Here is a 24,672-nt window from a genome sequence, read left to right on the forward strand (position 1 = left end):
TTCTATGGTGAGAGATGGTGTCATGTGGGATCCTAAAATGGTTTAAAATTAGGAATTGACACCATAGTCACTTGTTATGTTTCGATTTACATATCAGGTAATTTAACTTCACTAAACCTCATAGCACCAAGATTTCCTTGTGAATCTAACTTTCCACGCTTTACCAAAGATTTTATTCTTTCCGCATAAAAAAGATCTGGCAAATTAAATGAATCAAGTTCATTTTGCATTGATATGCCTATAACACGCGCTACTTTCCGAAATTTAGACCTAGTGTTCGATAACAAAAATCCGTCAATTTTATCTAATTCATCCGGAGATAACTTCGAACAAACCTCTGCTTGCTCTGCTGTCAAAGGCGGATCTAAACTAATTTTAATTTCTGTTTTTAAGTCTGGAAATTGGTGGTAAATTTGTTCCTGAAATTCTCTAATTAGACCTATAGTTCGACCTAAGCCACCAACACTATACCTAATATCTCGTTCTTTTGATGTGAAATAAGCTTGTTCCATAACTTGCTCTATCAAACGAATAGATTGATTCAGTTGCTCATTCATAACTTCATCGGCTGACACGAAATACTCCTAGAAACATAACAATTTTGTCTACGACATTTGTCGTTTTATAAACCGACAAATGTCCATATTACAATGCATTTATCTTAACCATCAAATAAACATATGTAAACAATTGGTTAAATGAAAATTATTTTTAATCAGTGCAAAAATACACCAAAATGGTGGAGATCAGTAATATTGGACAAAACAACAATCACTGTCTGTATTTACAGCATTTATTAACCTAGGCAACCAACTAAATTGATAACAAAAGACGGTGTTACTAATAACAAGTACTGCTTTGGCAGTTGCTTTTTATAGGCTGACCAAGATCAAATTTTAATTTCATACACTAAGTACTGCCTAGCTACTTATCGCTCATTACTGTCTGTTTAATAAGATAAGCCTGTTCATTAAATCTATAAACACACACCAACCATGACAGTACCGATTAGTGAAAATATAATGGTTTATTAATACAAAATTGCACGTTATTGTTTAGTACTTAACACTAGAAAATGATAAATAAATGGCTTTTTATATTCTGGCATTGTCAATATTATGTGTTTTTTCTCGCTGCAATATTCTTATAATACGACAACCCCTTTGGCACTACTTAGTAGCTTTAAGTGTTATAAGTGCTTATGCTGAAGGTTATATAAATTTATATGCTCTGCTGAGCACTGGGCTTTACGTTGTTTTATACTACTGTGCGCTAAATACAAAGCGGGCAATAATACGCACTATATTAAGTACTGTTTTTGTTATTACCTCATTAGCATTAGCACTTCATTGGGTGCCTGGTTTTAGTAACCTCCCTATTGTTATAAACGAGCGTATTACCAGCGATGCGATTACTTTTACCCTTTATGCTAATTTTGATAAAGCTATGGCTGGGTTATTTCTTTGTGCTTACTTTTTTTCAAACTTAGATTCAAATAAAAGGCCTTTAAAAGCAGACTCTAATAAAGCGGGTCAATTAAACGTTAAACAACCCATTTTAATAGTTATTGCTACTGTTTTAGCTACGCTCATAGCGGCTTTAATGCTTGGACTTGTAAGCTTTAACCCAAAAGTGCCCGACTTTTGGTTAGCCTTTATTGCTATTAATCTTTTATTTACCTGTGTTGCCGAGGAAGCTTTATTTAGAGGATTACTGCAAACTAAGCTTAGCCAAATTATTACACCAACCCGTTTAGCGCTACTTGCTCCTTTAATTACGGCTGGTATTTTTGCTTTGGCACATTTTGCAGGAGGCATTAACTATGTGCTGGTCTCGTTTATAGCAGGCTTAGGATACGGCTATATTTTTTATAGAACGCAGCGCTTAGAGTGGGCTATTTTATGCCATTGGTTGGTGAACGTTTGCCACTTCTTTTTGTTTACTTACCCTATGCTCAGTAAAATCTAAATACATTTACAAATGCTAACAATTTACTTAGTAGTAAACATTGCCCGCATTTGATTTTGTTAGTAATTTACTATTTCAAATAATAAATTAAGGGACTAATAAATATGCGGCGTTTTATAACAATAATGAGTGTGGTGTTCGTGTTAACTGGCTGTTCTGGCGTTACTTTTCATACAGATATAGACAACGGCGTTTTATCTCAAGAAATTGGCACCTATGTTAATAAAAGAGATTTACAGCAGTTTTATAGCGACCAAGAAGCACACGAAAGTGGCGCTACCCTTTTAGGGCGAATAGAAGGTGAAAGCTGTGATGGCGACGGTATGGGTAGCAATAATGTAAGTTACAATCGCTCTAAATCAAATGCTATCGATTTACTTAAAGCTGATGCCATGCGCAGAGGCGGGAATGCTTTTACTATTAACTCTTGTAGCGAAACGTCTGTATCGTATTGCGACTTATCTGTTTTATGTAGCGGACAAGCCTACGACTATCAATAAGTAAAAGTGCAAATTATATATTAAGCGCAAAGCTCAGTAGCACGCGCTTTCCTGACTCAATTTTAGATACGCTGTGCTCGTACTTATCGGGTCTGAACAAATACACGCGATTAAATAAATTTATAATGCATTTTGAGCATTTAAATACCCCACCCGCTTTAGGTTTTTCTAATACAAAGTTGAGCTTGTAATAGCGCCCTTGCTGCACGGGATCAATATGGTTCATTACGCTGTGATTAGTTGGGTAAGTAACAAGGTTTATCGAGAATGTATTACTGCTAAAAATAGCTTTGTTTTTAACGGTTGCAATCATACTGCCTCCTATGAGTTTATATGCCTTATTGTAGCATTTAGTAAATTATGAATGCTTAGGCTAAACAATATCAAAATACGATGTCATATAGCTAAACAGCCTGAAACAAAAAAGCCGAGCTTAATAAAGCTCGGCTTTTAAAAGTACATTGTTTAGCAATTATGCACTTGGGTATTCGCGGTACGCACGCTCTATATTTTTAGCCTGCTTTTTAGAAATACCTAAATGAGCAAGGGCTACACGTAAACGAGCACGTGATAAGTCAGACCCCAATATTTCCATTGCATCAAGCACTGACGTACTTGATGTTTTGCCTGTAATTGCGACAAAAATTGGCTCTAAAAAGTCTTTAATTTTAAGCTCGTGGAATGTTGCAACTTCTTTTGCAATTGCAAAAATAGCTGGCTTTTCAAAGCTACGTAAACCTTCAAGCTGCCATACAAAAAATTGCAGCGCTTGGCGTATTACGTTTTCGTCTGCTTTGCCGGCTGTTAATAGCGCAGGATCGTAAGTTGGAATACCACCTACAAAGTGCCCTGCAAGCTCAACCATATCCGACAGCGTATTAATACGTGTTTTAACTTCTGGTAATATTTTAGCGAGCATTTCGCCGTTAAATTTCCAATCAACAAAGCGCTGAATTAACTGCTCGTCGGTTAGGTTTTCGCGGATCCACATGCCGTTTAACCAGCTTAATTTATCTACGTCGAATACTGGGCCACCAAGCGATACACGCTTCATGTCGAAGTTTTCAATCATTTCATTAAGTGTGAACTTTTCACGCTCATCTGGCATTGACCAACCCATACGGCCTAAGTAGTTAAGCACGGCTTCTGGCAGGTAACCCATTTCTTTATAGTAATTAATAGATGTTGGGTTTTTACGCTTAGACAGCTTTGATTTATCTGGGTTACGTAGTAATGGTAAGTGACCAAGTACTGGCGCTTCCCAACCAAAATCTTCATACAGTTTTAATAATTTAGGTGCTGAGTTAATCCACTCTTCGCCACGGAAAATATGGCTAATTTCCATATGGTGGTCGTCAACTACGTTCGCTAAAAAGTACGTAGGGAAGCCATCAGCTTTTAAAAGCACTTGCATGTCTACGTTTTCCCACGGGATCTCAATTTCGTCACGTAGGTAGTCGTTAAACTTGAATGTGCCTTCGCTTGGGATTTTCATACGTATAACGTAAGGTTTTCCTGCCGCTAAGTTTGCTTTAATTTCTTCATCTGTGTGGTTTAAACCACGACCGTCGTATTTAGGGCGTAGGCCTTCTGCCATTTGATCTTCACGCATTTGATCAAGCTCTTCGCTTGTTGCAAAGCAGTAAAACGCTTTGCCATCGTCAACTAACTGATGCGCGTATTTTTTGTATAAATCGCTACGCTCAGATTGGCGGTAAGGACCAAATTCGCCACCCACATCAGGACCATGATCCCACTCAAGCCCTAACCAACGTAGGCTATCCATAATCGCAAGTTCAGACTCTGGCGTGCTACGTACTTGGTCTGTATCTTCTATACGAAGTACAAATTCACCGCCTTGTTGTTTAGCAAAACAGTAGTTAAATAAGGCGATATAAGCGGTGCCAAGATGCGGGTCACCAGTTGGCGACGGGGCAACACGGGTGCGAATTGTCATGGTATATTCTCTTTAAATAAGTGAGATAATAAAAGTGGTTTATGCAGCTACTTTGTTTAAGTAAGCAATAATATCGTTTGATTCATACAGCCATTGTACTTGACCGTTTTGCTCTATACGCAGGCAAGGAACTTTAACTTTACCGCCTTGCTCTAGTAGCTCTTGACGATATTGCTCATTGTCTTTTGCATCACGCGTTTCTATGTTTAAGCCTTCGCGTTTAATGGCGCGACGTACTTTTACACAAAACGGGCATGCTTTAAATTGATACAGTTTAAATTGTGAGGTTTGCAGATCAAGCTGTGCTTGCTCGTCGCTTGCGCGCTTTTTACTGCGAGGAGTAAATACAAAATTAAAGAATAAGATTATACAACCTAAAAACCAACGAACTAATTTCATGTTCTGTGCTCTGCTTACAACAATTTAAGGAGCCAGATTTTAGCACAAATTTACAATCAAAAAAGTGTAATACTGCGAGAATTACACTCACGTAATTTAATTTACTAAAAGTGCTTCTATAGCAAGACCATATCATCCCTATGAAGTACTTCTGCGCCACTATCGTAATCGAGTAATTGGCCTATTTGACTAGAATGAGCACCCTTTATTTTGTTTACCTCGGTACTACTAAAGCGCGTTAAGCCCCGTGCAATCACTTGATTTTTATTATCTATTAAATCAATTAAATCACCGCGTTCAAAACGTCCAAATGCATTAGTAACGCCTTTAGCAAGTAAGCTTGCGCCTTTATTTTGCAGCGCTGCAATAGCACCTGTATCTATAACAATTTGGCCGGTACTTTTAGGCCCAGCGAGTAGCCATTTTTTACGGCCATCTTTTGGAGCGGTGAGTTTTAAAAAGCGTGTACCTGGTAACTCGTCACTCATACATTTTAAAATAACGTTTTTACCTGCGCCTTTAGCAATAATAACTTCAACACCTGCACGCCTTGCGATGTCGGCTGCTTGTAATTTGGTTGCCATGCCGCCAGTACCTAAGTTTGTACCACTGCCACCAGCAAGTTGGCGCAGCTCATCGTTTATATTTGTTACTTCGCCAATGAGGGTGGCATCGGCGTTTGTGCGCGGATCGCTGGTAAATAACCCTTCTTGATCGGTAAGTAGCAGTAACTTATTAGCATTAGCCAAAATAGCGACAAGTGCCGATAAATTATCGTTGTCGCCTACTTTTATTTCACTGGTTGCGACTGCGTCATTTTCGTTAATGATGGGTACAACGTCGTAATTTAATAATGCATTGAGTGTATCGCGGGCATTAAGGTAGCGCTCTCTGTCGTCTACATCAGCGCGAGTAAGCAGCATTTGCCCCACATTTACCCCATATAAAGCAAACAAACTCTGCCAAATATGAATAAGTTGACCTTGTCCAATTGCAGCAAGCATTTGTTTATCAATTAAGCTTCTGCCACAGGGTTTTAATAGTTGTTCGCGCCCAGCAGCAACCGCGCCGCTCGATACTAAAATAACCTGGTGACCTTGTTTTTTAAGCTCGCAGCATTGGCGTACTAATTCAACCATATGTGCTTTGTCTAGCTTATCGGTGCCGCCAGTTAGTACGCTTGTACCAAGCTTTACAACTATTACCTGTTCCCTTTGCATGTGCTTTTTACTATTGATTAATTAAAGATGAATTAATTTATACCAGCTCGGTATTTTTGAACAAGTTAAAAATTTTCATGCTAGGATCTGATTTTATTAAATTAAGTAAATTACTCTCTATGCCTGCCAGTTTATGTTTAATTATTGCCACCTTTTTATGGGGCAGCTCTTTTATTGCGCTCAAATACGCCATTGCCATTTACGACCCTGCATTGGTGATATTTTTACGCATGCTCACCACGTTAGTTTTGTCGCTTTGTTTATGGCGCTACGTTATTCGGTTTGAGTACTTAAAAGGTGACTGGAAGTATTTAGTGGGTATGTCGCTTGCTGAGCCTTGCTTGTACTTTTTATTTGAAGGCCATGCAATGGAATACACATCAGCCTCGCAGGCCGGTGTTATTGTCTCTTGCTTGCCTATTATTATTGCGCTGCTTGCCTTTGTATTACTTAAAGAACATATAAGCAAAGCCATTGTTGTCGGCTTTACGCTGTGTATTGGCGGCAGTATTTTACTTACGCTTCTTTCACCCAGTTCTGAGCAGGCACCTAATCCGTTACTGGGTAACTTTTTAGAGCTTATGGCTATGGTGTGCGCTGCATTTTATACCGTAAGTATTAAACATTTAGCTAATCGCTACTCGCCTCTTACTTTAATTGCGTTGCAAGGTATTAGCGGCAGCTTATTTTTTGCGCCGTTTTTATTTTTTATCGACCTACCAAGCGAAAACCAACACGACTTAACTGCGCTTATGAGCATTTTGTATTTAGGTTCGTGTGTAACCCTTGGCGGCTACGGCATGTATAACTATGCTATTAGCAAGGTATCGGTATTAACCGCTGCGGCGTACTCTAATTTAATTCCTATTTTTACACTTATTCTGTCAGCGATTATTTTGGGCGAAGTACTCAACGTTTGGCAATGGTTGAGCATATTTGTGGTATTTATTGGCGTAATGGTAAGCCAGCGTCATCAAGAACTTGTGGTTGATATACCGCTTAGTGAATCAGGCGAAGACATTTGCGCAGATACAAGCAATCTTAAATCAGTACCCGAGGCAAGCGAATCAAAAGGATAACAGGTAAGCAAATACAGCCCAGGTGTTTGTAAAAATGAGTTTTGGGATTGATGAATAACCTCAATCCCCGTTACCTTATAATTTTGTATCACCCCATTTTGCAGTTGCAAAGTAAACGCCTCCCCCACTTTTGCGTTTTGTAAAAATGCAAAGTGGGTGTCGTTATGCCCTGCTATTAGCGCGCCTTTTTCGTTTCCAAATTCTTTGCCGCCAAGCTCCCCTGCGGGTAAAAATTGGCTAGGCGCAAACGCTAAATTACGACCACTCGCTCCAGCCAATACACTTAATGTTTTATTATGGCTTGGCCAATTAAGCTTTGCAGTCACGTAGCTGTCGGCGTAATACCACGGTTTTACTTTAGTGCTGGGTGATTTAAGCGCCTCTTGCCATGCTTGTTCAATTAATATTTGAGCAAGCCATGCTTTTGCCTGCATATAAGCGCCGTGCCCAAATAATCCAAGCCCAGCGATTAGTAAGCCCGCGCTTAGCCACGTTTTCATTTTAAGTCTCTTTTCATTTAAGGATTCGCTCTGTGTTTAAATTTAAGCGCGCCAAATCCTAATAATAAAATACAGCCTAATACTATGTGCAGCCTACTTTGCCCATCGGTTTGCGGTAAACGCATTGCCATACCTTGTGGTACTGCATTAGTAGCTTGCGCCGTTTGATCTGCCACTTCTTTTATTTGAGTTTGTTCAATCGCTATAAAAGCAGTAAACGGACTAAGTAATTGATGAGTAAGTGCAAGCTCTTGTACTTCATCTTTAACGGTACTTTGCTCGTTGTATAAAAGTAATGACTTAATTTTTTGGCGCGCCCATAGTTTTGCAATACCTTGAGCGTTTGAGCTATTTTGTGTGCTTAATTTAATACTTAAAGGACCTTGTGCTGTTTGCCCAGCAAGTACCACATTTTTAGCATTATTAAGTTTTATAGCGACCATAATAGGCTCGCCAAAATATAAATCAGGTAGTGGTGATGGCCAAAAATCTAAGCTGTTACCGCTTTCATCGCTTAGCGCCAAGTTAGTAATAGCCGGATGTGCAAGCTTATCAAACAACTGCTGCATTTTAGGTTGCACCTCGCTTGTGCTGCCTATAAACATGAATGAGCCTTTACCTATATCTGCCGCTCGGCGCATAAAAAAGCTATTCGGTGCGCTGCCAATACCCACTGTAAATAAGCGGCTATCGCCTAACTTACTTTGAATATTTTTAAATAATGCGTCCTCATTGCTTACGCTTCCATCAGTTAAAAATACAACTTGGCGTACAAAACCATCAAACTCGCTGCCATCAAGTACGGCATTAAGCGCACCTTGTATTTCAGTGCCGCCGTCAGCTTCTAGGCTATAAATAAATCGCTCTGCACGGCGTAAATTAAAGTCACTGGCTATAAGTGGTTTATCGCTCATTGGAGTTACTATGTTGTCAAAACCAATAATGTTAAAGCTGTCGTCGCTATCGAGTAATGAAAGTGCATAAAACAACGCTTTTTTAGCTTGCTCCATAGATTGCCCATGCATAGAGCCTGACGTATCAATGACAAATACCATTTCGCGAGGTAAGCGCTGAGTTTGTGTAAAGTGATCCCCTGGTGGCATTAGCATAGCAAGCCCGTATCGGTCACCATTTTCAAACTGCTGAGTAAAAAATGCGGCTTGAGCTTGCTCTTTTTGCAGCGGTTTAAACTCAAGTACAAAGTCGCGATTAACTGCATTTGTCTCATTTAACGCTATTTTATATTGCCCAAATGCTGTGTTTTGTACATCAACATTATGAAATTTAGAATTGATATCCACCAGTTCTAAGCCTACGTCTATATTAATGTTTAAGCTAAATTGGCTGCTTGGTACGCTATCATTTTGAGTACTGCTTTTAATACTGTAAACAGGACTTAACCATCCCGTTGGAAGCGGATTAACGTGCGCTTGATTTTGAGTACTAACCTCAACCTCACCACTAATCGCGTGATAACGCGGTGTAATGGTAGTAGGAAACCTAATAGCAAATGTGCCGCTGCTGTAATCAATTATTTCTTGATACTCAAGCTCAATAATCACTTGCTCACCGGGGCCAATATTAGCCACATTCGTAATAAACATATTCGCACGTTGTTGGCGAACTAAAGCCGCTTGCTTACCTGCTTTTTTAGCCTCCTCGTATTTTTTTTCGGCTTCCACTTTTTTATCAATTTGGCCTTTAATGACTCGCTCACCTATACGCATCGTCATGGCATGTACGGCGCTTTCATCAGGCAATGGAAAAACGTAGCGCGCGTTCACTGCAAACGGGTTTTCGTTTTGATAGGTTTGCGTTACTACAACATGATTAATTAGGCCAGTTAAGGTCATATTGGCGTCGCTTTTTAATATTATTGCTGGGCCTGCTGGCGCACCATTACTATCAAAAAGTTCTAACTTGGGTGATTGCGCACGGCTTTTAAAGCTCGCTAACAGCACAATCGCTATGAATATAAAAATGCTTACTTTAGTAAGCATTTTGGTTGGTTTACTCAACATAAAATCACTCCATCGAACGCTTTGTTTTACTTAGATTCAGTTAGATTTAGTTACTCGCCGTTTGGCCATTTACTGGACTCATTGAGCGAGTGGTAAGCGTTACGCGTCTATCAAAAAAGTTATCTTCCACCGTGTTGCTGTTAGCCAATGTTTGCTGCTCGCCAAATGCCTGCGTGCTTAAACGTTTGTGGCTCACACCGTGTTTTATTAAATAGCTTTGCACGGCATTTACACGCGCTTTAGAAAGTAAAAGGTTGGCTTGCTCATCGCCGCGTTGATCGGCAAAGCCACTTAAATCAAGTGCGAGTTGTGGTTGGTTGTTTAACAAGGTAACCAGTTGGTCTAACTGCAGTGCAAAATGCGGGGCAATAACACTTGAACCTGTTTTAAATTGCACCGTCATCGCCAGTAAGTTATTAATTTGAACTTGAGTTAACTGCTCATTTTGATTGGCAAGCACTTCTAGCTGCTGCTCTAACATATTGTTGTGGTTAAGCACGTGTTGGTAATCGCTGGTTTTTTCTTTCATAACCGTAATTGCACGCTCTTGCTCTGCAATTTTGTTATCAGCTACTTTTGAATCACCTATTAAACCACCAGCAAATGCCCCAATAAACGCACCAATTGGCCCTCCTACTACGCCGCCAATGATAGCGCCTGTACCTAAACCAATAGCCGTTTCTTTATGAGCTTCTTTTGATGGCGTGTTAGATGTTGAGGCAATTGCTGGAGTACAAAAACTAGCAATCAGTGTTAATGCGATTAATGTCTTCTTCATGATTTGATCCTTAAACTTACTTTTTAATTTGTGATGTTTTGTTTTGATGGGTGTATTAAAACAAGCTCAAGTGGCAGCAAAGGGGAGCAAAAATGGCAAACTGCTGAGCAATTGTGGCAAAAAAATGGCAATTGCCTTTTTAAGCGTACTTAGCTTAAAAACTTCGTTATAGTGCACAACAGAGGCAATAGGATAATGATTAAGATGAAAAAAATAGCCATCGTTGAAGATGAACCCGCAATCCGCGAAAACTACATAGAAATGCTGAGCGCACAGGGCTATCAAGTAAGGGGCTTTGCCGACCGTGCCAGCGCTGAAGCTGAATTTAAAAATGCCCTGCCCGATTTAGCCATTGTTGATATTGGCCTAGGCCATGAAATAGATGGTGGTTTTTTACTGTGCCAAACATTGCGATCGCTTTCTAAAACGCTGCCTATTATTTTTTTAACCGCCCGCGATAGCGAAATAGATACCGTATGCGGCCTACGCATGGGTGCCGACGACTACCTAACAAAAGACATAAGCTTGGCTCACTTAGCTGCACGTATTGGAGCGTTGTTTCGCAGAATGGAAGCACTTGAACAACCCGCTGATGTAAACGCACTCATAACACGCGGGCAGTTAACGCTCGACACGCAACGTATGCAGGTATTTTGGCAGAAACAATTAGTTGATTTAACCGTAACCGAATTTTGGATGCTGCATTCACTCGCCCAGCGACCAGGCCATGTTAAAAGCCGTAATGAGTTAATGAGCGATGCAAAAATTTATGTAGACGACAGCACTATTACTTCACACGTAAAACGTATTCGTAAAAAGTTTATAGCACTCGATAGCACCTTTGATTGTATAGATACCGTGTATGGCATGGGTTACAGGTGGGAACAACACTAATGCTACGATTTGGTCTGCGCAGTAAATTTATATTACTTTCATGTTTTTTGTTTTTGCTACCGTGGCTTGGCTACGAGTACGTATGGGAAATGGAAAAGTTTTTACGCCAAGGCCAAGAAAAAACCCTCGTAGGCACCACTCGAGCACTTGCCACCGCATTACATGAGCGCCCCGCATTATTTGACGAACAAACCAACTTTTTAGACCAAGTAGTAAAAGGGCGCGACTTATACGCTTATAATCTTAAAAACCCTATTCAATTAGACGGTAAACTCACCGATTGGGAAAGCTACCAACCACTCTTTTGGCATTACGATAAACGCTACTTACAAAAAGCAGACAAGGATCATAAAGGCAGCGACTTGTCGTTTGATCACATGGTGGGCAAGTTTGATAATTACTTATATGCGCTATTTAAAGTAACCGACAACACATTAATTTACCGTGCTAAAAACAGCTTAAGCATTACCAATAACGATTACTTAAAAATTGGCTTAAAAACCCCAAGTGGCCAATTTCAAACGTATATTATTGCACCGCGCAAAAATGGCTGGGTCAATGCGTTTGACGTAAAAACCAAAGCCCCTTTTACAAAAATTCAGGGCTATTTTGAAAGTACCGAATCGGGTTATAACGTAGAGCTGCGCTTTCCAATTAGCATGCTGGGCAACAAGCTTGGCTTTGCTATTGTTGACATAGATAGTAAAGAGGCACTGCTCGAGCCTAAAATAATGTCGACCTCAAACTTAAATAACCCAAACGATTTAGGCTCAGTATTAGTCCCTTCCCCAGAAATTAGCCGTATTTTAAAAGGTATGGGCCACAGTGGTAGCCGTATTTGGGTAGTCGATAACCATCATCGCGTACTTGCGCAATCGGGTACTATTCAAAATGCAGATGGCGTATGGGCTGATGGGCTTGCTAACCAAGCACCTGAAACGTGGTGGCAGCGCTTTGAGCAAAATTACTTACACCCAATTTACTATAAAATATTAACGCGCCCCGAAAATGAGTTTTTAGATACCCTGCACGATGTAGCCTCTATGCAGGGCACACATTTAGCGAAAGCATTAAAAGGACAACCAGCATCGTCTTGGCGCTTAACTCCCGACAGTAAAGCCGTTATTTTATCGGCCGCTTACCCTATTTGGATTCAAGACCAAGTAATTGGCGCGGTAATAGCAGAGGAAACCACAAACGGCGTACGTACGCTGCGTAACAAATCGCTCGAAAAACTCTTTAACGTTATTTTAGCTGTGATGCTAATTGGTACCGTGACTTTATTCTTTTTTGCCTCACGTATATCAAACCGAATTAGGCGACTGCGCGATACTGCTGAGCAAGCAATTGATGCACAAGGGCGTGTTACCGGCAGTATTAATTACAGCGACGCTAACGATGAAATTGGCGACCTATCACGTAGTTTTTCAAATATTGTGAGCCGACTTGGTGGCTATACCGATTACTTAGAAAACATGTCGTCGCGGTTATCACATGAGCTGCGCACGCCGGTTGCCGTAGTGCGCTCGTCACTCGAGAACTTACAAAGCTTGCCACAAAACGAGCTGAGTCAAAAATACCTCGATCGCGCCAGTGAAGGCGTTGAACGCTTAGGGAAAATAATAACCACCATGAGCGAAGCCACTCGCCTTGAGCAAAGTATTCAAAGCAACGAGCCTGAGCCTTTTGATTTACAAAAAGTAATAAATGGCTGCATGCAAGGCTATCAGCTTACTTACCCAAACCAGTTATTTACGCTTGATGTATGCCAAAACAAATTACCAATGCAAGGTGCACCGGAGTTTATAGCTCAGCTGCTTGATAAACTTATTAATAACGCGCTGGAGTTCAGTGAAGTCAATACGGCTATTAATGTAAGCCTTACGCAGAGCGAAAATAAAGCAATATTAACTGTGAGAAACACAGGTCCTGCTTTACCCGAAGGATTAACTGAGCATATTTTTGATTCAATGGTGTCGGTACGTAGCCAGCAAATGCAGCAACAGCCACATTTGGGGTTAGGGCTTTATATTGTAAGGCTGGTGTGCGATTACCATAAAGGCAGCGTAACTGCGCAAAACAACGAACAAGCCGATGGTGTAGTATTTACCGTAACACTGCCGTTAGTAAATGGTTAAGGCTGTATTTATACCGTTATATTTATAGCCACAGCATTATATGCAAATAGTAAGTACGTAATAAATTAAGCTGTATATTTTTAGTTAAAAAGAGTTAATTTAATTTACCTTAACTCCATATAAATTAACAAACAAACCCCTCTCACCCCTTAAAACCTGCCGATTACAATTTAGTACAACTTCATATGTAACTATTCACTTTTAATTCAGTCGAACGACCATACCCTAGTTGCTTATTGAGGAGATTACTTTATGAAAGAATTACTAGAACGTGAAGAGCTAGACTTTATTTTTGACCTATATAGGCCATCTAAAAAGCCTAAATCTGAAAATGTAAAACCAAAGAACGCTAATTATAAAGAACTTCGAAAACCCGACATACCTAAAAACGAAGGCGTGTCACACTATTTAATTTAACTCAGCCTAACGTTGTTGAGCTTCCAATTTCTCGCTTTGTAAAAATGCTTTAATGCAGTTTATTTCTGCTAGTTTTACTTCTTCGCCTATTTCAGGGCCTTTTTTGCCATTTTTAAGCGCATCTTGCACTACTTGCTTCTTATCCATTTTTTGCAGCTCAGTATGAATTGCTCGCAGTTTAGCTGCTTGCGGGTATGGCTTATCAACCAATGTTTCACCACGGCCTTGCGCATCACATTGGCACGCTTGAGTAAACGCTATAAAACGTTCTGGGTGTACCAAAGCATTTAAGTTAGTCACTACTAGCTTGTGAATGGTTTGCGGCCTTAACTGATCAATTGTATGGCAAAGGGTGTGATTATCACTGGTGAGTACACCAACATCGCGAAAGCGATTAGGCACTTTTAAGCGCTCACAAAACGCCTCAATAATTGCAACGCCTTCGCGTTCGTGCCCTCGTAGGTTTCCATACTTTTTAAAACTAAGCGCTTTTCCAAAATCATGGGTAAGTGCAGCAAAACGTGCTTCTAAATTAAAATTTAAATCGGCTGCACGCCTAAGTACCAACATAGTATGCACAAACACATCCCCTTCAGGATGATGGTTTGCCGGTTGCGGTACATTGACCATGCGCTCAAGCTCTGGAAAAATGCCCAAGCCTTGCAATGCTTCAAAATAAAGCTCTGGGTGCTTTTCACCTAGTGCTTTTTCGGTTTCAAGCCACACGCGCTCAGGTACTAAATGATTTAGCTCACCTTTATTTTTAAGCTCGCGCATCAATGCATACGTACTTGGGTGAATACGCCAGTCACTGCCATAACGTGCTAAAAAACGGGCAATACGCAGTACTCGAACAGGGTCTTCTACAAATGCCTCAGTGGTGTGGCGAAGTGTTTTATTTTGCAAGTCTGTTTGGCCATTAAACGGGTCAATAATATTACCGTGTTCATCAAGCGCCATTGAATTTATGGTCAAATCACGCCTTGCTAAATCTTCTTCTAGCGTAACGGTTGGGCTCGCATCAACCACAAAGCCAGTATAGCCTTTGCCACTTTTTCGCTCTGTGCGCCCTAGTGCATATTCTTCTTTTGTTTTTGGGTGTAAGTAAACCGGAAAGTCGCTACCTATTGGCACAAAACCAAGCGATTCCATCGTTTTTGGTGTTTCCCCAATCACTACATAATCGTTATCTTTTGATTTTATATTTAGCAGTTTGTCGCGCACTGCACCACCAACGAGGTAAACTTGTTTTAAGTTACTTTTCACTTTATTCCCATAAACATTAATAAAATTGTTTGATGTTAATCATAACATTAATTAAAAAATTCTGCGGTGTTTGCCAAGCTTAAGTAAGCTCATTACAATGGCGCATTATTTTTAGCTACAGCCTCGTATTCAATGAAAAATCATTCATCAAAAAAAGAACTTATGTTACTGCCTATTTTATTGGTAGTTATTTTAATGTGCGTAGCAGGTCACTTTTTGCTACAAGCAAACTTTCAAGACAGTAATGTGGTTGAATACATGTTGGCAGCACTGCCGTTTGCTATGTTTGGATTGGTTATTGTGGCGTTTAAAATGGCGGCTAAGAGTGAAAAAGAAGAACAAGAGGAATAACTGATTTTTCGTGGCGTAATTAGCTAAGGTATAGTTACCAATAGGTCATGCCTTATCCTTCGGTGTAAAAACGAGATTCCAATCCAACCTAACACTTCATTATTTATGAGCCATGGGGATATATTGCAATGTCAAAAGAGTACTTAAAAGAACATCGGCTAGGCGAAGTCATCGCACTAATTCAGGTCTTAGCATTCCATCGAAATACAAGTCGTAGTGAAGAAGGCTTAATTGAAGAACTAAAACTAATTCCAAGGTCTGCGAATTCTTGGGTGGAGCTATCAAAATCCCACCCTGAGCTATTTCGTGTTAGAGATGAGGAAGATAAAATAAATAGGGTCTCTTTAGTATCTCGTTACGTAGCATCTTACGAAACCAAAAATGATAAGAAAATACGTGAGCGATTAGAGCCGAGTTTAGTGCAAAAATTAATAGAAGTTGCTATTGAAATTCATGATAGGCAGGTTTCAAACTTTGAGCGATGGAAGGTTATAGTCCCACTACTAGTAGCATGTATTAGTGCAACGGCTGTCATAACTGCAACTCTAATGAAAATAGCTAATTAACAGATAACAACACACGCTGATGAGCACTAATACTTATTTTCCACCGCAGATTTTAGTAGCGTTGTTCCGTTATTTTTCAATGCAGCAAGGAAGCTGATTCATCATAGGGCGTATGTATTTTCAAGCACCTAAATAATATTCACTTAAATGCCAATGTTTTGAAAGTAAACAAGATACACAGCCTAAAAAAGCACACAAAGAAAGTAAAGCCACTCCCTCTCAACCTAGCCACTCAAACACCAGTAACAGCCTTTAAACGGCAGTTAAAATAACATCAAACCTCCTTTTAATATTTCACCTGAAATTGAAGTAACCGATTGAACCAAAACAGGAATTCAGCTATGGTTTGTTTATCAATAACAAATAAATTTGAAACTTATTGATATGCTTTTTCTGCTACGGTCACTTTTTCTAAGTAATGTCTCGATTCAGCTCTAGAGTGCTTAGTTGTGAGTATTTTATAAAACTGGCTCGACGTTAGTTGGTTAATTTTTGAAAATGCGATTGTTCTATTTGAATTAAATATTTTTAGTACATTGCCTGCGCCACCGTTATATGAAGAAATCATGGCGTAATGTTGGTTTTGTTTGGTTTGTATTTTATTTAAATAGCTATTTTTTAGTACACTTAAATACGCACTGCCAATATCTATATTTCTTTTAGGGTCAAACAATACTTCTTTACTCGGCTCCCCTGGTATTTTCTTTATTTTTTGATAGACGTCTCTTCCTGCGCGCGATGGAATTATTTGCATTAAACCATACGCATTTGAAGAACTTACTGCGTAAGGGTTAAAGTGACTCTCTGTTTCAATAATACCGTAGATAAGCGACGCAGATATTTGGTATTTCTTTGCCGCAGCCAATACATAATCACTGTATTTTTGCTTTCGTAAGTGAGCGTTTTGTTCTACCAGAGGAAAAGATACCGATGTAATTGAATGACCATCACTACGTTTTTTTTGTACCTTAGTGTCTACTAAGTAACGAGCAAAACGATTTGCTCGCCATTGGTATTTTATGGGGAGCCCGTCTTCATCAAGCACTTGTTGATACAAAAAAGGTTCATCCCCTAAAATAGGCGATTCACTGGTAAAAATGTCTGTTTTATGTGGATCACTTGAGGTCAATAATGTCATTACAATTGCTTGAGTTAGAAGCGAATTGGTATTTTTAGTGGCTATGGTTTCGACCTGTACCATATTACGGTCAAAATCAATAACAGCGCGTGCTTGGTAATCATTGCTGTATTTTACATATTTTCTGCGTGTTGGTTGCTGAGTATTTTTTTTACCCCATTTACGACTAACTACACTTTCTAACGTTGCTAATAGCTGACTAACGCTCCCCACTTGCTGCTTAATTGAGCGCTGCGTTTTTTTTACTTGTTTTTCAATTGCTTTAACATCGGTGGGATTGTTTTTTACTTGTTTTGCAAGTTTATTGAGATCCCTTACTGGCGCTAAGTGCGATATTGACTCGCAACCGGTCAATAATAGAATAAACACTAAGAAGCCATACTTTTTCACAACTTATCCCTATCTGTTTTTTAAGTAACACTATAAAATATTTAGCTAAAACTAATTTATGGCAGCCTACTTAGGGCCAACTTTATATTCAATTAGCTATTGTTCAAACTAATAGCAAAGCATTTATGTTACTCATTCGTTGAAAATCAATTAAATAATGGGTGATGTAATTGATTAATATTAGATTGTTCCGATAGACTTTTAGTAAATAACAGTTTTTTATGTAAAGGGATCATAGAAAAAGGCTCTGAATCTAAAATAGAGATTGTTGGGACATACAAAATATCGGTCAATAGTTTTTTCCCAATGTTAAAACGTTTTATTGAATCCCCTGCTTTATCACCACTTTTAAAATAAACTTCATGGTTATGTATACTCCAGCCATAGCGAGTACCAAACTGTTTTCTATCGAGTAGTTTTATAGGCATATGAGGTTCATTTATATCAACCTTATATAACTCCTTTTTATTATCTACATATACGAGTATTTTATCACTATCCATATAACCAAAACGTCCATTATTATCTGTTACTTTTTTTGTCATAAGCGTATTAGTATCTAATAAATAGAGTTCACGTTTTCCAGCTACATTTAACCTTATTACAAGATCTTTGTTATTAGGATGCCAAGTAGGGCGACCAAACTTATCTAATGTAATATTTAAGCGATTGATTTTTTTTGTTACTGAATTATAAACATAAATTTCATTTTCACTCTTACTAATTGCACTCGCAAATACTAATTTCTTACCATTATTAGACCAAAGGGGATATTTAGCATTCTTTTTTAAATTAGTAAGCTGCCTGCGATTACTGCCATAAATATCAGATAGCCACACTTCGTAATAACCACTTTCATTTGATAGATAGGCTAGCTCTTGGGATACCTCTGAATAAGTAGGGTATTTATTGCTAAACTCAGATTCAATAACGGGATAAATACTAGTACCAACCGATGTAGAAAGATCGTAACCCGCTATATAGTAAGTTTCTCGGCGCTTTTGGTAAAATAGACTGCCGTCTGCAGAAAAGCTAGGAAAGCCAAACCCAGATATATTTAAAGGTGTTTGCTTCAAGGTTTTTAAATTAAGTATAAACCCTGAATGCTTATCTGCTTTTTGACTTCCAAAGACAAGCAAATCGTTACTTTTATGCCAGGTCATCCCCTCAATATCATTATGCTTAAATGTAACTTGCTGAGCAGCTTTGGTTTTTAAGTTTACTATAAATATATTTTCGCTAGTATTACTTGCACGCCTTGCTACGGCAACGTATTCACCATTAGGAGAAAAAGCAATATCACGTTCTCTGTATGCGCAATTGTCTTGACAACTAAACCGCTCAGGCTTTGCTTGATTGTTATTTAAATTTAAAAAGTAAATGCCGTCTTCTATATCTCCTGTCACTTTAGAATTAAAAGCGAGCGTCCTTCCATCTGATGACATTGCAATATATTTAACTCCAGTTGTAACTGGACAAGTAGCTAGTTTAGTTTCCTTCTTACTAATTAGTTCAAACTTTATAACAAAGCACTTAGAGGCAGTTGTAGATAAAAAATAAATATATTGTTGATCAAGGCTCCAAACAGCTCGACTATAGGATGCATTAGTAATAGTAAGCTGTATAGGTGGCACTTGAGGTGCAGCTAACTCTTTTAAATATAAGTGACGCCCTGCATTATTAGCCCATATATAAATCACTTTTTTACCATCCGGTGAAGGTGAAACAAATAATTCACTACCAGGATCTTTAGTTATTTGCGTAACAGTGGCATTAGCTGCCTTTTTAGGAGCTAAGTAAAAAGAAAGTAAGCCTATGATTATAGTTATTAAAAATAGTGTGGTTAACCAAGGTATAGCATTAGATTTGTCGTTTTTACTTGAAAGGGAAGGAGCTTGTTCTACGTTAACGGCTTGTGGTTTAACTAATAACTTATAACCTCTCTTGCGTATTGTTTCTATTACACAAATTTCATTATTGGGATATTTAAAACATTGCCTTATTTGCCAGATGGTATTAGTAAGTGCTTTTTCCCCTACGAGTTCATTATTCCCCCAAACATGCTCAATTAATTCAGCGCGAGAAACAACACGAGGGTAATGTAAAACCAAATAGCAAAGTACCTCTGTTACTTTTGGTTGAATTGATTGCTTATTTTTAGTGTTGATTAAAATAGCATCTTCTTGAGGCAGCACAGTATAGGGACCCAGAAAAAAAGGCTGTTCAACATTCATAATGAAATACTTACCTTACTATTTTATTTAAAATACAAACAATTACATCTAAAAACAATATTTCACTGTTTACGAGTTATTATTTTATTCTACATGAGTTAAGTAATTAAAACACAAATGTCGGATAGGTGAATGCTGGTTTTTAATTTAGTCACGATGAATTATTGACTATTCCAATAAAATAAAAAAAGAGCAAGTAATCCTCCCCTTATATTAAGCTTAATTTAATGCTAAACGTTTGCCTGATAAAGTGCCTCGACTAAATAGACCATTTTCTATAAATAAAATTTCTCCGTACTCACCATTTTTAATACTGCTATCGATTGCGATCACCTTACCTTGGTAGCGCGACTCTATTCGTTTTTGAGAGGTGTGTCCCACCACTATATTTTTAATTTCAAAATGTTGTAGCAACAAATCGATTTCTATATCTGTTGCACCATCATCTTTAAAATATCCGCGATACCAAATAGGCCCGTTCTTTTTGTGTAATTCTTTAGCAAAGCCCTCTCTAGGGTTACCTAGCTCAACTTTAACTAAATTTTGTTTAAAAACTGTGTTTATCGATTGCAATGACACTGCACTTTTAGCAAAGTCGGGGTGAAACCCCCCATGAGCAAATAAATAATCATCTATTTTTACTAACACCGCTTTGCTACGTAACCAACGACCAAGAATAGTGTGCTTATTAAATAGACTAACAAATTCTACATCAAGTAACTTTGCAGTGCGGACATATTTAGCATGCAGGTAACGTAAGTCGTTATTCAGTACCATAACCTCATGATTACCTAATAATAAATGCAAAGAGCCACCAGCTTGCTTAGCTTGTTGCTCAAGTTCAAAAATAAACCATAGAATTTCAGTTACTTTATCACCTCGATCAAATATATCTCCGGTAATCACAAAATGGCCATCCCCATAGCTCCACTTGCCTTCATTATTTATAATTTTGTTATTGGTTAATAATTGCTTCATTAAATCAAACTGTCCGTGCAAATCACTTAGAGCCGCTATTTTAGAAACTCCAGTAAATTCAATTATATCTTCAGTAAACTCAAGGGTGTTTACCTCTGCGGTTAAACCACACTGAGAAAAATAAATTGGTATGCTTTTAAATTCTGTTGCTTGGTGTTTCGCCTTATCGTTACAAATCCAAGCTATATCTAATACAGAGTTACTTTCAGCAATATAAGGCCCGTCTTTTAGTACAAAAAACTCATTAATTGTTGTTTGTTGATTTTTTGTGTACAAGTCATATTCAAAAAATGCATATAACCCAGAACATACTAATAAAGGCAGTAGTAAAAAAAATATATGTTTCATATTTAACCTTATGAAACCACATCCTTGTGGCAAAAACTTAAATAAAGCTATCGTCGATTAAAATGAATATTCAGCTTTTATAAAACCAAATCGACCAACACCACCACCGTAACCACTGTAGTAGTTACCAGTGCTTTTGTGGAACAAACCGTTATTATCAAATATATTATTGATACCGCCTGATATTTTCAAACGAGAGTTTTTATCCATTTTCATTGAATACGAGGCTGAAATATCGTGTCTTAGGTAGGTTCCGTAATTTTGGAAGTACAATGGCTCTGGGTTTTCAATACACCCGCTATCACCCGTATTACAAAGGACCTTATTATCAGCTACAGCATCCAGATAATCGCTAACATCTTCATCAGTCTCTAGCTCATCTTTGAATCCCCCCAAGTATTTAACTTTCCAGCGTACACTTAACTCATCAAGCTTCCATCGAAGTGAAACCGAACCTTTATCTTGAGATGTATAATAACCTGCATAATTTAAGGTCTCTAAACCATCGTTACCTTCATAAGTCGTTGACTGCTCAATAACGTGATTAAAATCACCTTTTAGTGTTAAAGAACCGTAATCATTTAGATCCATTTTTTGTGAAAATGTTATATCAACCCCACGCGCACTTTCTTCGTTTAAGTTATATACACGTTGGATAATTTTAGTTATCTGGCCTTCACTGTTTCGTGTAATATCGTTACAAAATGCATTGTCGGTGCCATAACTTAGGCTTGAGTTATAGCATTGCTCTAATATTTCTTCGTTAGGGATTTCTCCAAGCGCATCTTCAATTGAAATGTCGTAGTAATCTATCGCGAGGTTGAAGCCTGTTAAAAAGTCAGGCGCCATTGTGATTCCAAACGTGTAAGAATCTGATGTCTCAACATTTACATTTGAATTACCTGCATTTGGAGAGTAACTATTGTTCTCATCTGCCAACTCAAATGCTTCATCCTCAGAGATTAAAGTAGCAAGGGTTGGATCTAATCGACAATTTGCATGGCCAACTTCTGTTGAGGTAGCTGTTACACCTTCGCATATGTCATCAAAGCTATCAAAGTCACCTCGAGGAGGTGAATAAAGATCACTGATACTTGGCGCACGCTGTGAACGTGAATAGTTAGCTCTAATGCCATAACCTTCAACGGGTATCCACATAAAACCAAGCTTATAACTGGCTACGTTGTCTAAACTATCGACGCTGTATTGTGCTAACCGTAATGACGTTTCGACTGAAAGTGACTTAGCAAAAGTTACTTCTCTGAGTAGCGGTATACTAAATTCACTAAATATTTCAAACACATCCATTGATTCATTAAACTCAGGAATTGTATTCCAAGTGATCCCCCCCACTTTTAGCTCTTCGCTGGTTTGTAAATCAACAGTGTCTTTGCGGTACTCACCTCCAAATACAGCTGATACATTACCCGCTGGTAGCTTAAATAAATCCCCTGTCATGTAACCTAAAAGATTATATTGCTCAATATAGGTATTAATTGTTGGACTACTGCGTATCCAATCGGCCATTTCTGGTGTAATTGAACCTTCGCCAAATATATTTAATGCAACACAACCATCTGCACGTGCTTGCTCATCTTTACATTGAATAGTACCATCTTCGAGTTGCTCTGCTTGCAAAGCTTGGTTTACTTTGACTATATTTAGTTCGTTATTACGATGCTGTTCTTGATGAAATTTACCAAAGCCTACCGACATATCCCATTCCCACTCATCATTAAAAGCGGTTCCCTGTAAACCAGCCCAAGTACGAAGGGTTGTACGATTATTTTCGGTTGTAATATTACCTACTTCACCAAAACGTCTATCCCAATAAATACGATCTTTATATGGATTAGTATCAATCATCTCCTGGGGAACATAAGGGTTATCTATTGGAATATATCCAGGTCGAATATCATCTAAAGCATCGCCAGTTTCTGCATCAAAAGTTGGTACATAGGCACTTTCATAATCGTCTTCTGGTGACTTATTATTGAAAGAACTAGTAAGGCTTAACTGAACTTGAGCATATGCTGTTAGTGAGTCGTTAATATCGTAATTAAGTTTTACGGCAGTGCTAAATTTATCATTTGGTATTTTGAGCGCAACATACTCATTTGAATTAATACCGTAACGCTCTTCGTTACCTTTCCAATCATCACGTAACGTTTGCCCATCGTACCAAAATTGAGTGTCATTATTACTAGACTCTAAAAATACGCCTCCTAGAGTTCCATCACTTTTGCTTGCCCAATCGGCGGGTGTTTGATCACGCATACATACATCATCGCCATCTGCATTTTGCATTGTGTTACACATAAGCGAGCTGTCGTAGCCATGAACATCTTCTAATTGGGCACGTTTTCTATCTGAGTAACTTAATCCAAATTCACGGTCCCAACTAGAGCTAACAAAGACGTAACCTTTATCATCATCAAATGAAGTACCGTAATCCATATCAATCGTGAATTCTTTTGCACCGCCTTCAAACGACTCCCCTGTTCGACCGCTTAAACTAAAGCCTTCTTTATCAGTTTGCGTAATTATATTAACCACACCTGATACCGCATCTGCACCATAAGTTGCAGATGCGCCACCGGTAATAACTTCAACGCGCTGCACCATACCACTAGGGATCGTACTTAAACTTACTTTATTACCACTGTAACTATTTGAAACAACACGACGCCCATCAATCAATGTTAACGTCCTACTAGCACCCAAACCGCGTAAATTAACGGTAGAAAGCCCGGTACCCGAAACTAATGACTGACTATTAGTATTACTAATATCTTCAGTTAATGAAGGAATAGCATCAACTAAAATATCAGCTAACGATCCCACACCTGTATCAGCAATATCTTCACGAGTCATAACAACTAGTGGTGTAGGAACACTAAAACTATCACGTCTTAAACGAGATCCTGTTATAACAATTTTTTCTACTTTTTCTTTGGTTTTGGCCACTTTTTTAGCTAACGTTGTATTTGTTTGTGGTCCAACATCAATATTTTCTTGTGCTATCACTTGCTGAGAAAAACTTGCAGTGATCGCGATTACTAATAGGCATTTTCTTGTTGATAAAGTGTTCACACGCTTCCCTTTATGAATGTTTTTAATATTTATGTCATTATTTTTAAGTTAAAACAGTTCAATTTATTAATTATTTTATTTGTTACTTATAATTAAATAAATGTTAATTAAATAGCAATCACCTTAACCTCCTTTATGTCACTTCTTTATATCTTTTTAAAGTCTATTCATTTAAAAACAATAACTTAAAAGATTACATAAAGCATGAAATCACATACCGTAGTTAGCTTTCATTGAAACACACTGTTTTCTAACCGTATGTATGGCGCGCTTTATTAGGTGGTACGCTTTTTACTTTGCAACAGATTATTGGCATCTAATTAGGTGAGGTTGATGATGAACTTTAAGAGTGATTGCACTTTTTCTATGTATTTTTACAACTTGGATCATGCAAAAATAAAAGAGTACCCACATCAGGCAGATACAATTAATTATTA

General features: G+C 38.4%; 21 protein-coding genes. 8 read left to right on the plus strand and 13 right to left on the minus strand.

The features are described from left to right. Positions 1 to 86 precede the first annotated feature (86 nt). Entirely contained in the window at positions 87 to 575 is a 489-nt protein-coding gene (locus NRL14_RS17900) for a DUF3658 domain-containing protein (RefSeq protein WP_008137482.1), read from the minus strand. 511 nt (positions 576 to 1,086) lie between these two features. Here NRL14_RS17900 and NRL14_RS17905 point away from each other — a divergent pair. Next, positions 1,087 to 1,968, plus strand: a complete 882-nt coding sequence (locus NRL14_RS17905; RefSeq protein WP_306725284.1) for a CPBP family intramembrane glutamic endopeptidase — start codon at positions 1,087 to 1,089, stop codon at positions 1,966 to 1,968. A 104-nt stretch (positions 1,969 to 2,072) separates the two neighbouring features. Further along, entirely contained in the window at positions 2,073 to 2,468 is a 396-nt protein-coding gene (locus tag NRL14_RS17910; protein ID WP_033037979.1) for a hypothetical protein, read from the plus strand. Between the two features lie 13 nt (positions 2,469 to 2,481). On the opposite strand, the gene NRL14_RS17915 is transcribed toward NRL14_RS17910, so the two are convergent. The 4 genes from NRL14_RS17915 to proB all read right to left on the minus strand — a co-directional run bounded on the left by NRL14_RS17915 (position 2,482) and on the right by proB (position 6,044). Continuing rightward, positions 2,482 to 2,781 carry a hypothetical protein gene (locus NRL14_RS17915; protein ID WP_021032137.1) on the minus strand — a complete coding sequence of 100 codons (300 nt, stop codon included), beginning with the start codon at positions 2,779 to 2,781 and terminating at the stop codon, positions 2,482 to 2,484. A 159-nt stretch (positions 2,782 to 2,940) separates the two neighbouring features. Beyond that, on the minus strand, positions 2,941 to 4,425 hold the full coding sequence (gltX, locus tag NRL14_RS17920) for a glutamate--tRNA ligase (RefSeq protein WP_306725286.1): 1,485 nt from the start codon (positions 4,423 to 4,425) through the stop codon (positions 2,941 to 2,943). A gap of 39 nt (positions 4,426 to 4,464) precedes the next feature. Then, positions 4,465 to 4,824, minus strand: coding sequence for a glutaredoxin domain-containing protein (locus tag NRL14_RS17925; RefSeq protein ID WP_007377005.1), 360 nt, complete (start codon positions 4,822 to 4,824; stop codon positions 4,465 to 4,467). A gap of 116 nt (positions 4,825 to 4,940) precedes the next feature. Further along, positions 4,941 to 6,044, minus strand: coding sequence for a glutamate 5-kinase (gene proB, locus NRL14_RS17930; protein WP_306725287.1), 1,104 nt, complete (start codon positions 6,042 to 6,044; stop codon positions 4,941 to 4,943). A 119-nt stretch (positions 6,045 to 6,163) separates the two neighbouring features. Between proB and NRL14_RS17935 the strand changes: the two genes are divergently transcribed. Continuing rightward, entirely contained in the window at positions 6,164 to 7,123 is a 960-nt protein-coding gene (locus tag NRL14_RS17935) for a DMT family transporter (RefSeq protein WP_033023620.1), read from the plus strand. Here the strand turns inward: NRL14_RS17935 and NRL14_RS17940 are convergent. Genes NRL14_RS17940 through pdsO form a run of 3 tightly spaced genes read right to left on the minus strand, consistent with a single transcriptional unit; the run spans position 7,018 to position 10,422 of the window. Further along, positions 7,018 to 7,623 carry a class GN sortase gene (locus NRL14_RS17940; protein ID WP_306725288.1) on the minus strand — a complete coding sequence of 202 codons (606 nt, stop codon included), beginning with the start codon at positions 7,621 to 7,623 and terminating at the stop codon, positions 7,018 to 7,020. The genes NRL14_RS17935 and NRL14_RS17940 overlap by 106 nt on opposite strands. Positions 7,624 to 7,640: 17 nt before the next feature. After that, a complete protein-coding gene (locus NRL14_RS17945) occupies positions 7,641 to 9,644 on the minus strand; it encodes a marine proteobacterial sortase target protein (protein ID WP_306725289.1) in 2,004 nt (667 codons plus the stop codon). A 46-nt stretch (positions 9,645 to 9,690) separates the two neighbouring features. Next, positions 9,691 to 10,422: a sortase-associated OmpA-like protein PdsO gene (gene pdsO, locus NRL14_RS17950; protein WP_306725290.1), complete on the minus strand. Its 732-nt coding sequence runs from the start codon at positions 10,420 to 10,422 to the stop codon at positions 9,691 to 9,693. 204 nt (positions 10,423 to 10,626) lie between these two features. Here pdsO and pdsR point away from each other — a divergent pair, with 204 nt between their 5' ends. The 3 genes from pdsR (at position 10,627) to NRL14_RS17965 (ending at position 13,871) form a co-directional block, all read left to right on the plus strand. Further along, the gene (pdsR, locus tag NRL14_RS17955; RefSeq protein WP_306725310.1) at positions 10,627 to 11,316 is read left to right on the plus strand and encodes a proteobacterial dedicated sortase system response regulator; all 690 of its coding nucleotides are present in this window, start codon (positions 10,627 to 10,629) and stop codon (positions 11,314 to 11,316) included. Continuing rightward, positions 11,316 to 13,454, plus strand: coding sequence for a proteobacterial dedicated sortase system histidine kinase (gene pdsS, locus NRL14_RS17960; RefSeq protein WP_306725291.1), 2,139 nt, complete (start codon positions 11,316 to 11,318; stop codon positions 13,452 to 13,454). Before pdsR ends, pdsS begins: the two co-directional genes overlap by 1 nt. A gap of 252 nt (positions 13,455 to 13,706) precedes the next feature. Beyond that, complete coding sequence (locus NRL14_RS17965) at positions 13,707 to 13,871, plus strand: hypothetical protein (protein ID WP_002961633.1); 165 nt, start codon at positions 13,707 to 13,709, stop codon at positions 13,869 to 13,871. Positions 13,872 to 13,877: 6 nt separating this feature from the next. Here the strand turns inward: NRL14_RS17965 and NRL14_RS17970 are convergent, their stop codons facing one another. Continuing rightward, positions 13,878 to 15,137 (minus strand): multifunctional CCA addition/repair protein, encoded by a 1,260-nt coding sequence (locus NRL14_RS17970; protein ID WP_306725292.1) that lies wholly within the window; start codon positions 15,135 to 15,137, stop codon positions 13,878 to 13,880. A gap of 132 nt (positions 15,138 to 15,269) precedes the next feature. On the opposite strand from NRL14_RS17970, the gene NRL14_RS17975 reads away from it, so the two are divergent. Both NRL14_RS17975 and NRL14_RS17980 read left to right on the plus strand, forming a co-directional pair. Then, positions 15,270 to 15,488, plus strand: coding sequence for a hypothetical protein (locus NRL14_RS17975; RefSeq protein WP_033023621.1), 219 nt, complete (start codon positions 15,270 to 15,272; stop codon positions 15,486 to 15,488). A gap of 128 nt (positions 15,489 to 15,616) precedes the next feature. Continuing rightward, positions 15,617 to 16,054: a hypothetical protein gene (locus tag NRL14_RS17980; RefSeq protein WP_306725293.1), complete on the plus strand. Its 438-nt coding sequence runs from the start codon at positions 15,617 to 15,619 to the stop codon at positions 16,052 to 16,054. Positions 16,055 to 16,430: 376 nt separating this feature from the next. Here the strand turns inward: NRL14_RS17980 and NRL14_RS17985 are convergent, their stop codons facing one another. The 4 genes from NRL14_RS17985 to NRL14_RS18000 all read right to left on the minus strand — a co-directional run bounded on the left by NRL14_RS17985 (position 16,431) and on the right by NRL14_RS18000 (position 24,235). Beyond that, positions 16,431 to 17,582 carry a murein transglycosylase domain-containing protein gene (locus tag NRL14_RS17985; protein ID WP_306725294.1) on the minus strand — a complete coding sequence of 384 codons (1,152 nt, stop codon included), beginning with the start codon at positions 17,580 to 17,582 and terminating at the stop codon, positions 16,431 to 16,433. A gap of 146 nt (positions 17,583 to 17,728) precedes the next feature. Next, on the minus strand, positions 17,729 to 19,816 hold the full coding sequence (locus NRL14_RS17990; RefSeq protein WP_306725295.1) for a winged helix-turn-helix domain-containing protein: 2,088 nt from the start codon (positions 19,814 to 19,816) through the stop codon (positions 17,729 to 17,731). Positions 19,817 to 20,035: 219 nt separating this feature from the next. Then, positions 20,036 to 21,142: a metallophosphoesterase gene (locus tag NRL14_RS17995; protein WP_096793634.1), complete on the minus strand. Its 1,107-nt coding sequence runs from the start codon at positions 21,140 to 21,142 to the stop codon at positions 20,036 to 20,038. A gap of 57 nt (positions 21,143 to 21,199) precedes the next feature. Next, on the minus strand, positions 21,200 to 24,235 hold the full coding sequence (locus NRL14_RS18000; protein ID WP_306725296.1) for a TonB-dependent receptor domain-containing protein: 3,036 nt from the start codon (positions 24,233 to 24,235) through the stop codon (positions 21,200 to 21,202). Positions 24,236 to 24,672 lie beyond the last annotated feature (437 nt).

The organism is Pseudoalteromonas sp. 20-92, from assembly GCF_030847595.1.
Taxonomy (GTDB): domain Bacteria; phylum Pseudomonadota; class Gammaproteobacteria; order Enterobacterales; family Alteromonadaceae; genus Pseudoalteromonas; species Pseudoalteromonas fuliginea.

Excerpts from the sequence above, each read along its gene's own strand:
- proB (WP_306725287.1), bottom strand. The coding sequence starts at position 6,044 with ATGCAAAGGGAACAGGTAATAGTTGTAAAGCTTGGTACAAGCGTACTA.
- NRL14_RS17990 (WP_306725295.1), bottom strand. The coding sequence starts at position 19,816 with ATGAATGTTGAACAGCCTTTTTTTCTGGGTCCCTATACTGTGCTGCCT.
- pdsO (WP_306725290.1), bottom strand. The coding sequence starts at position 10,422 with ATGAAGAAGACATTAATCGCATTAACACTGATTGCTAGTTTTTGTACT.
- NRL14_RS17965 (WP_002961633.1), top strand. The coding sequence starts at position 13,707 with ATGAAAGAATTACTAGAACGTGAAGAGCTAGACTTTATTTTTGACCTA.
- NRL14_RS17905 (WP_306725284.1), top strand. The coding sequence starts at position 1,087 with ATGGCTTTTTATATTCTGGCATTGTCAATATTATGTGTTTTTTCTCGC.
- gltX (WP_306725286.1), bottom strand. The coding sequence starts at position 4,425 with ATGACAATTCGCACCCGTGTTGCCCCGTCGCCAACTGGTGACCCGCAT.
- NRL14_RS17995 (WP_096793634.1), bottom strand. The coding sequence starts at position 21,142 with ATGAAACATATATTTTTTTTACTACTGCCTTTATTAGTATGTTCTGGG.
- NRL14_RS17935 (WP_033023620.1), top strand. The coding sequence starts at position 6,164 with ATGCCTGCCAGTTTATGTTTAATTATTGCCACCTTTTTATGGGGCAGC.
- pdsS (WP_306725291.1), top strand. The coding sequence starts at position 11,316 with ATGCTACGATTTGGTCTGCGCAGTAAATTTATATTACTTTCATGTTTT.
- NRL14_RS17915 (WP_021032137.1), bottom strand. The coding sequence starts at position 2,781 with ATGATTGCAACCGTTAAAAACAAAGCTATTTTTAGCAGTAATACATTC.
- pdsR (WP_306725310.1), top strand. The coding sequence starts at position 10,627 with ATGAAAAAAATAGCCATCGTTGAAGATGAACCCGCAATCCGCGAAAAC.
- NRL14_RS17980 (WP_306725293.1), top strand. The coding sequence starts at position 15,617 with ATGTCAAAAGAGTACTTAAAAGAACATCGGCTAGGCGAAGTCATCGCA.
- NRL14_RS17945 (WP_306725289.1), bottom strand. The coding sequence starts at position 9,644 with ATGTTGAGTAAACCAACCAAAATGCTTACTAAAGTAAGCATTTTTATA.
- NRL14_RS17975 (WP_033023621.1), top strand. The coding sequence starts at position 15,270 with ATGAAAAATCATTCATCAAAAAAAGAACTTATGTTACTGCCTATTTTA.
- NRL14_RS17910 (WP_033037979.1), top strand. The coding sequence starts at position 2,073 with ATGCGGCGTTTTATAACAATAATGAGTGTGGTGTTCGTGTTAACTGGC.
- NRL14_RS17940 (WP_306725288.1), bottom strand. The coding sequence starts at position 7,623 with ATGAAAACGTGGCTAAGCGCGGGCTTACTAATCGCTGGGCTTGGATTA.
- NRL14_RS17925 (WP_007377005.1), bottom strand. The coding sequence starts at position 4,824 with ATGAAATTAGTTCGTTGGTTTTTAGGTTGTATAATCTTATTCTTTAAT.